This is a genomic window from Candidatus Arthromitus sp. SFB-mouse-NL (assembly GCF_000709435.1).
GTDB lineage: Bacteria > Bacillota > Clostridia > Clostridiales > Clostridiaceae > Dwaynesavagella.
This window is the reverse complement of the sequence record NZ_CP008713.1, coordinates 505,101-517,773: the sequence shown is the minus strand read 5'-3', so window position 1 is coordinate 517,773 and position 12,673 is coordinate 505,101. Positions and strand designations below refer to the sequence as shown.

13 protein-coding genes are annotated in these 12,673 nt (G+C 27.2%); 2 read left to right on the top strand and 11 right to left on the bottom strand.

Annotated features, from left to right (window positions below):
- Positions 1-8: 8 nt before the first annotated feature.
- From pheT to SFBMNL_RS02475, 10 genes are all read right to left on the bottom strand, one after another.
- On the bottom strand, positions 9-2,369 hold the full coding sequence (gene pheT / locus SFBMNL_RS02520; RefSeq protein WP_042294390.1) for a phenylalanine--tRNA ligase subunit beta: 2,361 nt from the start codon (positions 2,367-2,369) through the stop codon (positions 9-11).
- Between the two features lie 18 nt (positions 2,370-2,387).
- The gene (gene pheS / locus SFBMNL_RS02515) at positions 2,388-3,407 is read right to left on the bottom strand and encodes a phenylalanine--tRNA ligase subunit alpha (RefSeq protein WP_042295245.1); all 1,020 of its coding nucleotides are present in this window, start codon (positions 3,405-3,407) and stop codon (positions 2,388-2,390) included.
- Between the two features lie 80 nt (positions 3,408-3,487).
- Entirely contained in the window at positions 3,488-4,270 is a 783-nt protein-coding gene (locus tag SFBMNL_RS02510) for a TrmH family RNA methyltransferase (RefSeq protein ID WP_052341887.1), read from the bottom strand.
- A 5-nt stretch (positions 4,271-4,275) separates the two neighbouring features.
- Entirely contained in the window at positions 4,276-4,959 is a 684-nt protein-coding gene (locus SFBMNL_RS02505) for a potassium channel family protein (protein ID WP_042294388.1), read from the bottom strand.
- A gap of 22 nt (positions 4,960-4,981) precedes the next feature.
- Positions 4,982-6,328: a TrkH family potassium uptake protein gene (locus SFBMNL_RS02500; protein WP_242838780.1), complete on the bottom strand. Its 1,347-nt coding sequence runs from the start codon at positions 6,326-6,328 to the stop codon at positions 4,982-4,984.
- A gap of 52 nt (positions 6,329-6,380) precedes the next feature.
- Entirely contained in the window at positions 6,381-6,740 is a 360-nt protein-coding gene (gene rplT / locus SFBMNL_RS02495) for a 50S ribosomal protein L20 (RefSeq protein WP_005806785.1), read from the bottom strand.
- Positions 6,741-6,759: 19 nt separating this feature from the next.
- Positions 6,760-6,957, bottom strand: coding sequence for a 50S ribosomal protein L35 (rpmI, locus tag SFBMNL_RS02490; RefSeq protein ID WP_005806787.1), 198 nt, complete (start codon positions 6,955-6,957; stop codon positions 6,760-6,762).
- Between the two features lie 33 nt (positions 6,958-6,990).
- Entirely contained in the window at positions 6,991-7,509 is a 519-nt protein-coding gene (gene infC, locus SFBMNL_RS02485; protein ID WP_007440535.1) for a translation initiation factor IF-3, read from the bottom strand.
- Between the two features lie 230 nt (positions 7,510-7,739).
- Entirely contained in the window at positions 7,740-8,645 is a 906-nt protein-coding gene (gene ytxC, locus SFBMNL_RS02480) for a putative sporulation protein YtxC (RefSeq protein ID WP_242838796.1), read from the bottom strand.
- 217 nt (positions 8,646-8,862) lie between these two features.
- Complete coding sequence (locus tag SFBMNL_RS02475) at positions 8,863-10,143, bottom strand: M23 family metallopeptidase (protein ID WP_042294382.1); 1,281 nt, start codon at positions 10,141-10,143, stop codon at positions 8,863-8,865.
- Positions 10,144-10,421: 278 nt separating this feature from the next.
- Between SFBMNL_RS02475 and SFBMNL_RS02470 the strand changes: the two genes are divergently transcribed.
- Positions 10,422-11,144 carry a DUF542 domain-containing protein gene (locus tag SFBMNL_RS02470; protein WP_042294380.1) on the top strand — a complete coding sequence of 241 codons (723 nt, stop codon included), beginning with the start codon at positions 10,422-10,424 and terminating at the stop codon, positions 11,142-11,144.
- Between the two features lie 89 nt (positions 11,145-11,233).
- Positions 11,234-11,809, top strand: a complete 576-nt coding sequence (locus SFBMNL_RS02465) for a hemerythrin domain-containing protein (protein ID WP_005806792.1) — start codon at positions 11,234-11,236, stop codon at positions 11,807-11,809.
- Between the two features lie 54 nt (positions 11,810-11,863).
- Here the strand turns inward: SFBMNL_RS02465 and SFBMNL_RS02460 are convergent, their stop codons facing one another.
- On the bottom strand, positions 11,864-12,547 hold the full coding sequence (locus SFBMNL_RS02460; RefSeq protein ID WP_005806794.1) for a hypothetical protein: 684 nt from the start codon (positions 12,545-12,547) through the stop codon (positions 11,864-11,866).
- Positions 12,548-12,673 lie beyond the last annotated feature (126 nt).

Here is a 12,673-nt window from a genome sequence, read left to right as displayed (position 1 = left end):
CTTATTTGTTACTTTCTAAGTTCTGCCCCTAAACTTAATTTAAGAGCATTTAAGATAATCTCAATTAACTTATTTATTTCTTTATCATTTAAAGTTTTGCTTCTATCTCTAAATATTATACTATAAGATACACTTTTTTTACCCTCAGGAACTTGTGATCCTCTATAAATATCAAAAATATTCAAACTTTCTAAAATATTGCCAGACTTTGATTTAATAATCTTTTCTATATCTTGAACTAATACATCCTCATCCACAACCACATTTAAATCAAAAGTTACACTCGGATATTTAGGAATTTGCTTATATTTTTTATCAGATTTATAAAAGTTAAAGATCTTATCTAAATAAACTTCACAAATAAATAATTCTACCTTAGCATCATAATTTCTGAGCACATAAGGATGAATTGATCCAAATTTACCTAATACATTTTTCCCTAAGACTATTCTTGCTGATTTACCCGGATGATAAAAAACTTCTCCTTCTCTCTCAAGCATAAAAGTTATACCAATATGTTCAAATAAGGATTCAATAACTCCCTTTATGGTAAAGTAATCAAAATTTTTACCATACATTCCCATAGCTAAAACATTATTTTCTAAAATTTTCCCATCCTTACCTCTGCCATATGTCTTACCTATGTCAAATATACAAGCTTCACTATTTGAATAAGAAATATTTCTATATAAAGCTTCAATCATAGATGGAACCATAGTTGTTCTCATTACACTATAATCTTCCCCTAATGGATTTCTTATAGTAATTGCATCTCTTAGTTCATTATCTTTCTCCAAATTCATCTTGTCAAAAGATCTTGGACTATAAAATGAATAACTCATTGATTGACTAAATCCTAAAGATATCATCGTATTTAAAATATTATCAATAAATTTTTGCTTTTTAGTTTTACCAATCTCCTGTGATACACTCTTTAAATCTTCCTCTTTAATTTGATCATACCCATAAATTCTCGCAATCTCCTCAGCCAAATCCTCTTTAATAAATATATCACGTCTAAATGTAGGAGGTGTTACTATTAAAAGTTCATTATCCTCTTTTACTTCCATATCTAAATTTTTAAATATTTTTATAATACTATCTTTAGATATATCAGTCCCCAAAAATTTATTTATATATTGAGGAGTCACCTCTATGTTAACTCTCTCATAACTCTCATTTATTATATCTATTGTTCCGTTTACTACATCTCCATAAGATAATTCTTCAACTAAACTACAAAACCTATTCAAAGCAATAAGAGTCAAATTATCATCTATATTTTTTTCAAATCTTAAAGAACTTTCAGATCTTAAATTTAATTTTCTTGACGACCTACGTATAACATCAAATTTAAAATTTGCACTCTCAAGTATAATTCTTTTAGTATCATCATTAACTTTCGAATTTTCTCCTCCAATAATCCCACCTAAAGCTAATACCTTTTCAGAATCTTTTATGCAGATTATAGAATCATCAAGTTCTCTTTCTATACCATCAAGAGTAATAAACTTATCACCATTTATAGTATTCCCAACTATAATTTTTGAATTACTAACAACATTATAATCAAAAGCATGCATTGGTTGACCTATCTCAAGCATTACATAATTTGTTAAATCCACAATATTATTTATCGGTCTAATTCCGGACGCTATTAATCTATCTTGTATAAATTTAGGCGAATCACAAATTTTCAAATTTTCAATGACTCTAGCAGAATAGCGTCTACAATCTTTATTTTGAACATCAACACTTAAAAGATCATTAATATCCTTACATCCACTATATTTAAAATCAAATTTTGGATTTTTTAAATCAAAACCATATATCGCTTTAATCTCTCTTGCTATTCCTAAAATTCCTAAGCAATCTGGACGATTTGATGTTATTTCAAATTCAACAATCTCCTGTCCTGAATCTAAAACATTAACTATATTTTCTCCAATTGGAACATCTTTCAAAATCATAAGTCCATCAGCATGGTCGCAAAGTCCTAATTCTTCTTCAGAACACATCATTCCCTGAGATTCAACACCGCGGAGCTTTCCTTTCTTAATCTTAGTACCATCTGCTAAAATCGCCCCATGCAATGCAACAGGTACAATATCTCCTTCCTTCATATTCTTTGCACCAGTAACTATTTGAACATAACTTTCTCCAATATTAACACTGCATACAACGAGTTTTTCAGCATCTGGATGAGGTTTGATTTCCTCAATAAGACCAGTAACAATATTCTTAACTTCAATCTTATTAGATTCTACATTTTCAACCTTTGTTCCACTAATAGTTAACTTATCACATACATCATTCAACTTTAATTCCTCATCAAAATATTCCTTAATCCATTCAAATGAAACTTTCATTAAATATCCCCCTATAAATTAAAATTGAGATAAAAATTTTAAATCACTTTCATATAAAAGCCTTATATCTTCAATCCCATACTTAAGCATGACCATTCTATCTATACCAAACCCAAAAGCAAATCCACTATACTCTTCAGGGTCTACATCACATCTCCTAAGAACATCAGGATGAACCATCCCACAACCTAATATCTCAATATAACCACTATTTTTACAAACAGAACATCCACTTCCTTTACAAGCAAAACAACTAACATCCATCTCAGCAGAAGGTTCCGTAAATGGAAAATGATGAGCCCTAAACTTAGTCTTAATCTCTGAACCAAACATAGACTTTATAAATTTATTTAGAGTAGATTTAAGATGAGACATTCTGATATCTTTATCTACAACAAGTCCTTCCATCTGACAAAATATTGGAGAATGTGTTGCATCTAATTCATCTGATCTATAAACACGACCTGGTGCAATAATTTTTATAGGTGGCTTTTTATTTTCCATCGTTCTAATTTGAATAGTAGAAGTATGCGTTCTCAAAACATAATCGTCATCTATATAAAAAGTGTCCTGCTCACTCCTTGCTGGATGATCCTTTAAAATATTTAAAGCTTCAAAATTATAATATTCCGTATCAATATCTGGACCTTCTTCAATTACAAATCCCATATTAAGAAATATTTCTTTTATTTCATCCAGCACAATTTGAATTGGATTTTTATGACCAATAGCTATTTTCTTGCCTGGTAAAGTAATATCAATTATCTCTTCTTTTAATTTTCTCTCTATCTCAAAGTTCTTGATAGACTCAAAAGTCTCCGAAAATTTTAACTCTATGTTCTTCTTTATCTCATTTATAATTTTCCCAGTAGAAATTTTCTCTTCATTAGACAAATTTTTCATATTCTTCAATATATTTGATAGTTCACTTTTTTTCCCTAAATACCTAACTCTTAACTCTTCAAATTTACTAATTGAATCAACTTTCTTAAGTTGCTCAATTGCAGAATTAAATAACTGATCTAACTTTTCTTTCAAAATCATCATCCTCCCTATATACCTAAAAAACAAAAAAACTCCTTGATTCAGGTTAAAATCAAGGAACATATTTGCAAAAATCACACATCCAATTGTCTCACACGTTCAAAAGCAATAATACTAAGTGCCTGAGCAACGTTTAAAGATTCAAGATCATTACACATAGGAATACGAACTTTAACATGATGAAAATTTTTAATTTCATCAGAAATTCCATTTCCTTCATTCCCAACAGCTAAAATAATCTTACCTTTTAAATCTTCATGATAATAATTATTATCACCATGAGCATCTGCTATAACAAGTTTAAAATCATTTTTTATAAACTCATTTAATTCTAAATAGCTTTCTATAAAATTAATATTTATCTTAAAAATAGAACCCATTGTTGCTCTTAAAACCTTATCATTATATAAATCAACACTACCTTTCATCAATATAACACCTAATGCATTAACAGCAACTGCAGTTCTTATTATAGTCCCTAAGTTCCCTGGATCTTGAATTTTATCAATTAAAAAGTATATTCCTTCATTAAAATTAAATTTTATAATAGTATCCTTAATCCTTAAACAGGCAATTATACCCTGAGTATTTTCTGTTTGCTTAATTTTCCCAAATAATTCATCTGAAAATACCATAACATTAAATAGCTTATCTTGGAATTCAAATTTGTCAATTATATAATCTTTCTTTGATTCAGAAACTACTATATATTTTATTTCACAATTATTCTTTATAGCTTCTTCTACAAACCTTATTCCTTCGATAAGATATAGCCTACTTTTACATCTATTTTTTTTATTTTTCAATCCCATAATTTCTTTAAAAATTTTATTATCTAGACTACTTATATGATTCAATTCTTTTAATCCTCTTTTTGAACAAAAGTAAATTTATTTTGTATCCTGCATAACCTATCATCTCTACCTAAAAGTATAAGTAAATCATTTTCCTTAATTATTGTATTAGCATTTATATCAACGTTCATTTCACAATCTGGACTCTTCTTAATACCTATCAATATAACTTCATGTTTTGCTCTAATATCAATCTCACCTATAGTTTTATTAATCCACTCTTTCGGTGCAGTAAACTCTGCAATTGAAAATCCTCTAGATATTTCAATATAATCAAATAAACTTTGAAATTTTAAATTATTTGCAAGCCTATATCCCATTTCTTGTTCAGGAAGAACAACTCTACGAGCCCCTATTTTTCTTAATAACTTTCCATGAAGTTCTCCTTGTCCTTTACAAATAATATCAGAAATACCTGCATCTTTCACAAGTAGGGTAACAAGTAAACTCTCTTGTATACTTCCTCCTATTGCAATTATGGCCGTATCATAATCTGAAATATTAACACTAAATAATGCTTTCTCATCTGTTGCATCAAGTGCTAAAGCATGAGTAACCTCAGTAGAAATTTCTTCAATCTTTTCTAAATCTTTATCTATCGCTAACACATCATAACCTGCTCTATAAAGACTCGTAGCAACGCTAAAACCAAATCGTCCTATCCCTATTACAACAAATTGTTTTTTCCTCACAGAAACATCTCCTTAAAAATTTTTATCCAACTGTAATCTTAACTTCTGGATGCTTTATACTACTACTTTTTTTAGAGTTATCATGTTTATTCGTAAATGCAAAAATTAAAGTCAAAGTTCCAACTCTTCCTAAATACATAGCCAAAATAATCAATATTTTACCTAAACCATTAAGTTCAGAAGTAAGACCCAAACTCAAACCAACAGTATTAAAAGCTGAAAAAACTTCAAATACTATAGATCTAAATGATGCATCCTTGTTAGTCATAGAGATTAATATAACAAATGTACTTATAAAAAACAAAGCCACAAATGATACAATAAAAGCCTTATTTATTGTTTTTGCAGGTATTTCCTTTCCTAATACAATAGTTCTATTTTTATTTCTTATGTAATGGTATATTGATAATATTATAACACCAAATGTTGTAGTTTTTATTCCTCCTGCTGTCGACCCAGGTGATCCACCTATAAGCATAAGAATACACGTTAAAAATACTGTTCCAGACCTAATACCACTTAGATCTATAGAATTAAATCCTGCAGTTCTTGGGGATACTGATGAAAAAATACTATTTAACACTTTATTACCTAAACTCATGTTTTGGAAAGTCAATGGATTATCATACTCAAATATAAAATATAAAGCCGCTCCTATTAATACCAAAAAAAACGTAGTAACTAATACAACCTTAGTCGTGACTGATATTTTTTTTGTATACCTGTAAATTATAAACTCAGTTATTACACTAAATCCTATACCTCCTAATATTATAAGAGCCATGCATATAATAAGAACATAAGCACTACTATAGTAAGATGTAAGACTAGAAAAATTTCCAAATATATCAAATCCTGCATTACAAAATGCAGATATAGATGTAAACAAACTCACATAAAGTCCATGAAATAAACCATACTTAGGTACAAATACAAAACTTAAAAAAATCATCCCAAGTAATTCAACAGCCACAACAAATATAATTACATATCGAATCATACGAGACATTCCCTGGAACTCATCTACATTCAAAGCCTCTTTCATCAAAAGACTAGTATACAAAGAAATTTTATTTCCATATTTAAGGACTCCAAATGTAGTAAATGACATTATGCCAAGTCCACCAATTTGTATTAACATTAAAATTACTGTTGTTCCAAATGGACTCCAATATGTACCAGTATCTAAAGTTACGAGACCAGTAACAGAAGTAGCAGAAGTAGCTGTAAACAAAGCATCTAGATAATTAGTCATTACACCTGAACTACTAGAAATAGGCATAGTTAATAAAAAACTGCCAATTATTATTACCACTATAAAAAACAATGCTAATATTTGTACAGGATACAATTTTTTAAAATTTTTCAATTTAATCCTCACATCTTTAATATAAAAATAAATGCGACAAAAAAAGTCGCATTTATTTATTCAAATTTTCCTTAGCAATCCTCACAAGTTCAGCAAAAGCAGTTTTGTCATTTATAGCCATCTCTGATAACATTTTTCTATTTATATTAATATTAGCATTCTTTAAACCAAATATAAATCTTGAATAACTTAATCCATGCTCCCTAACACCAGCATTTATTCTTATTATCCAAAGTTTCCTAAAGTCACGCTTTCTTAATCTTCTTCCTACATAAGAATTCCACAAAGCACGAATAACCGTTTCATTAGCAGTTTTGAATAACTTTGATTTTGCTCCATAATAACCCTTAGCTAATTTCAACACTTTTTTATGATTCTTACGTGCATTAACAGCTCTCTTAACTCTAGCCATTTATTCCTACCTCCAACTTCTAAACATATGGTAATAATTTTTTCATAGTCTTTAATTGTGTAACTGAAACATAACCAACTTTTCTTAAATTTCTCTTCCTCTTTGCAGACTTCTTAGTAAGAATATGTTGTTTAAAGGCGCGTGCTCTTTTCAAATTTCCAGTTCCCGTAACTCTAAATCTTTTTGAAATAGCTTTCTTAGTTTTCATTTTTGGCATCTCAAAATACCTCCCATAAATCGTTAATATTTATTATTTCTTTGGAGACATAATTAAGCTCATGTTTCTACCCTCTAGTTTAGCTTTCTTATCTGGAGCTCCATATTCTTTTAATATTTCAACAAAATTGTCTAATATTTTCTCTCCTATGTAACTATAGTCCGCTTCTCTTCCTCTAAATCTTACAGTAATCTTTACCTTATCTCCACTCTTAAGAAACTTTTTAGCATTATTAGCCTTTATGTTAATATCATGTTCCTCTATCGACGGACTAACTCTTATCTCTTTAATATTTATAGTTTTTTGATTCTTTCTTGCTTCTTTTTGTCTCTTAGACAACTCATAAACATGCTTACCATAATCCATTATCCTAGATACTGGTGGATTCGCAGTTGGTGAAATAACTACTAAATCTAATTCTCTATCCTCTGCAATTCTCAAAGCATCTCTCGCTTGCATAATACCAAGCTGAGAACCATCACTATCTATAACTCTCAACTCTTTAAATTTAATTTCACCATTAATTTGAACATCCTTTGCTATATTAGCCACCTCCAAATAATTTACGAATTTAAAAATCAATCTACCTTAAAAAACAAAAGAGGACGGTATAATTGTATACCGTCCTCTAAATAAACAAACCTACACCATCGAACAAAAAAATTCAACGATAAATAAAAAACTTCAGGTTACCTAGGTAGCTTTAGCCCCAAGGTGAGAAACGGCAGTCTCTTCTTAAATCTGAAACCATTATAAATCATTTCAAACTATTTGTAAATAATTTATTTTATTAATTTATTGGCAATTTCTACACAATCCAAACATCCACAACAAAACTCAACCTTGTTTTCAAAAACCTGTTTTATTGTTTCAATTATTTCTACATTTATGCTATTCTTTACCCCGTGAATAACTATCTTATTTGGAGAATTAGTTATAAGTCCACTTATTAATAAATCATCTTTATTAACCATCATAGAAGACATATTAAAATCATTTAAATCATCCAAAAACAAATCATATATATCATTGTGTTGCCCATCTAATATCGTATAGTTGCCTAATTTATCTATTATAATATTAACCTCATCAATTTTATTTTCCTGTACATCTACAAAATACTTAAGAAGCTTTATAAATTCATTATACTCCTTCTCAACCATATATCGTTCTACAACTCTATCAACGATCATTTCAAAATCATTTAATAATTCTCTTAATCTAAATCTAATAAATCCATTTATATTTATTTCGTTATTTTCATCTATACATTTGATGATTTTATTTAATATATCCTGTTTCTTACCAAAACAAAATGAATCAATTTCTTCACCAAAATCATCATTTTCAAGTATATCTATTATTTTTTCTTTAACATCAGAAATTTCATCATATTTAATAAAAAAATAAGAATTATCAAAAAAATAGTCCATCTCTTTATTAATAAATATATCTATTACAAAGCTATAAATTCCCTTAGCTACAGTATTTATAACCCCATCCTTCAATCTATCTGCATATTTTAAGGGATCACATTCAATGTCTATAAAACTTATATTCTGAAATTTTTTAATTGAAACTCTTAGTGAAGTTTCATATTGTTCCATACTTCTTAGAGCATCTTTTATATCATTCAATATTTTTTCTTTTCCCTCATAAACTACTCTGACTAATACCAAATATATCACTCCCTTCATATCACCGTACATTATATGTTGCTTTTTATCTTAAATATACAAATTTTAATCTACTAATTAATAATGCTCATTAATTTATAATTTAAAACATTTTTTATGATAATTTTTATTTAAATTAAATAATTTTTTTATAAACAGTTGAATGGTAATTCATACCGTTTTAGTTATTTCAATTATTTAACTTTTGTATTCAATAATTTTCAATTTTCTATTTGAAAATTCTTTTTTCTGGATCAACTCTTTCACCATTTACATAAATTTCAAAATGTAAATGTGGTCCTGTGCTTAGCCCTGTAGTTCCAACTTTTGCAATTACATCCCCTTGTTTAACTTCCTCTCCTTGTTTAACCAAAACTTTACTTAAATGACCATAGAAAGTTTGTATATTATTTCCATGATTTACTATAACTACATTCCCATAAACATTACCATGCCATCCTGAAAAAACAACCTCACCACCCAAAGATGACCTTACATTTTCACCCATTGGTGCTGCAATATCAATCCCTGTATGATTACTTTCTTTCCCAGTTACAGGATGTACTCTCTTTCCAAACCTTGATGTTATCTTTCCATTAACAGGTTTCAAATATTTACCATACTTAACTTTCTTTTTTGCATCCTTATTATTTTTATTAAGCTCTTCCATATATTTCTTTAATTCATTCTGTAATTTTATATTATCTTCTTGGATTCTTATAATCTCTTGTTGAATTTGTTTTTTATCTTCAGATAAATTCTCATATTGTGCATTCAACTGTGCATTTAATTGATTAATGTCATCCAATTGCTGTTGCTTTTCATTTTTCTGCTGTTCCATATTTTGCAAATTCCTATCATTCTCAGCTATAGTTTCATTTACAAGTTTTATCTTATCTTCAATCAAACCTTTTGAAAATTCAATATTTTGGTTCTTTACCTTTATTAAATCAATATTATTTACAAATTTTTCAATTGTAATTCTATCTATTTCCAAAAATTTATTCATGCTCACAACTTTATCAATACAATCTATTACATTCTCTGAGGTATAAAAAATTCTAATTAAATTATTTGTATATGTATCTATGTTTTTATATAAATTTCTCAATCTATTATCAATAATTTGTTTAAACTTTTTTATCTCTTCTTCATATTTTTGAACATCCAATAAATTCTGATGAATTACTTCTTCAAGTTCATTAATCTCATTATTTAAACTCTCTATAGTTTTATTTGCATCATAAATTTTTTGTTCACTTAACTCTATCTGTTTACTATACTCTTCTACAATTTTCTGTTTTTTGTCAATCTCACCACTCAATTCTAGAAGTTTCTTCTGTATCAAATCCATTTCTGTATTAAACTTAACATCAGATTCATATAACTCTCTAATTTTCTTATTATTCTTATCAATCTCTTGATTAAAAGTATCTTCTGACGCACAAAGTAAATTTAAGCACATACAAAATATCATGAATTTTATCAATACATTTTTAAACTTCAACATAAATTTACCTCATAAATTATTACTTAGTAAATTTTTATTATGTACATAATATATTTTTTTATTTCAAACTATAAATATTTAAATAATATATACGATATAGTTAATGTACAAAGGTACATTTTAAACTTTTCAATTACTTAATCATAATATAACACTCCGTTTTCCCTATTTTTAACCGATATATTTTTAAAATATATCGGTTTTTTGCGTTTAGATATTTAATTATATTAGAATACTAATATAATACTAAAATAAAAATTATATATAGGAGGCATAAAATGGACTTATTGAACGAAAAAGTTGGAGATATACTAAATAAATTTCCAAATTCCAAAAACTTTTTTGACAAATATAAAATTGACTTTTGCTGTGGAGGACAAAAGAAATTAAAGAACGTTCTTATTGAACTTAATATTGAAAATGCGGAAATTTTAAATGAACTTTATAAAGAGATTAAATCCAATAAAATACAAAATTATAGTAAAGACGAAATATTAAAATCAACAGATTTTTTATTAAAACCATCAAAAGATATCATAGATTTCATAATCAATCATTTCCATGAAGAATTAAGATGTGATCTTCCAGAAATCAGCAAATTAATATTAAAAATTATGAGGGCTCATATAAAAAATCATAAAGAACTATTTTGGAAAATTCATGAGTTATTTGGAAAAATCCAAATTTTATTAGAATCTCATCTCATACTTGAAGAAGAAAATATTTTCAAAACTATGATATCTATCGAATCAAATAAAATTAACAAAGACAGTGTAGAATATAAAACAATGATCTGCTCAATAAATGAATCGATAACCGAACATTCAGTTGTAGGACCATATTTAAATCAAATTTCAGATATCACAAACAACTACACTCCACCACAAGATGCTTGTAATACAGTAATAAAAGTATACGAAAATCTTCAAAAACTCCAAAATCACTTAATGGCTCATACACAACTTGAGAATAATGTTTTATTCCCAAGGTTTACTGAATGATCAAAAATTCCCTAATTACTATTTCTCTTTTAATAATTATTAAACTATTGTAAAATATTAAATATACTAATTTAAAAAGGAGTTTTACAATGGAATTAGATAATAAGAAGCCTGCTCAAGGTAACTTTTTACAATTTGGTGAATTAAAAAAGACTATAAAATTCGAAGATTTTTTATCAAAAAGTTCAGATGAAATTATATCTTTTATCATAGATCATTATCATGCAAATCTTAGAAAAACAATACCAAATTTAACTAAAACATTATTAAAAATTATGGATCACCATATCCACGAGTACAAAGACTTATTTTGGGAAATACATGAAATATTTTCAAAAATAAGAGGTATATTTGAATCTCATTTAATATTAGAAGAAAAGTTAATTTTTGAACCTATGAAAAAATTCAATTCACAAAAAATCACAAAAAATAGTCCTGAATATGAATTAATGGAAAGATCTATAAAAGAAGCTGTAGAAGAACACTATGTAATAGGACCTTCACTAAAAAAGATAACTGATCTTACAAATGATTTTGTGGCTCCAAAAAATGCATGTGGAAGCATATCTAAATTTTATCTTGAATTAAAGGAATTTAAAGATGATGTTATAACTCATTCACAGATAGAAAATTCCATACTCTTCCCAAGATTTGTAGATTTATAAATAAATCAATACATATTAACAAATAAAAGAGGTATCACTTTAAAAGTGATACCTCTATCTATAATTAGTAGTTAAATAACTGCTATTCTCATCCATTAACTCAAAATATCTCTCATAATTTATTTGATCATTTTTATCTTCTTCCTTAAGGAGCATCCTCTTATCTCTATGAAATAAAAAATACATATACTCCCCATCTTCTTCAAATTCTATGAAAATCTCTTTTTGTTTTTCATCTAAATAAGTAATCCTAATCTCATATGGCTCATTTATACTTTTTAATATATCAAACTTATCGTATCCAACCATCTTAGCATAAGATATATTTTTATTTTCTTCATCATTAACTATATCTGTAATTTTATAATAATATCTTAATGCATACTCATCACACTTATATTTGATATTCTTAATAATTATCTCCCCATCTTTAGCATCATAAGGATTACTATATGTAAAATTTGCTTCATATAACAAATACCTATCAGAAACATCTTCTCTAGAAAAAACCTCATATATCTTAAAATTATATATTCCGTTATCCAAATCACACTGAATCGATTGAGTCCCATCCCTAACTTCTATGTTTTCAAGAACTAATTCCTTAGTTTGTTTATTTATCATATCTAAAACTAGATTTCCACTTCCAACACAATAAATACTCACACTTAAATTGCAAATCCTAAAATCATAATCAGCTTGAAAATTTTTTATTCTTACAATGGATTGATTACCCATACTATTCTCCTTCTAGAACATATCTTTAGAATAAATATTCATTGCTTTATTGTAATAAAAATCAAACTAAATTACAACCATAAAACTTATACTCAAGGTGTATAATGTACCAATTCTCCATTATCA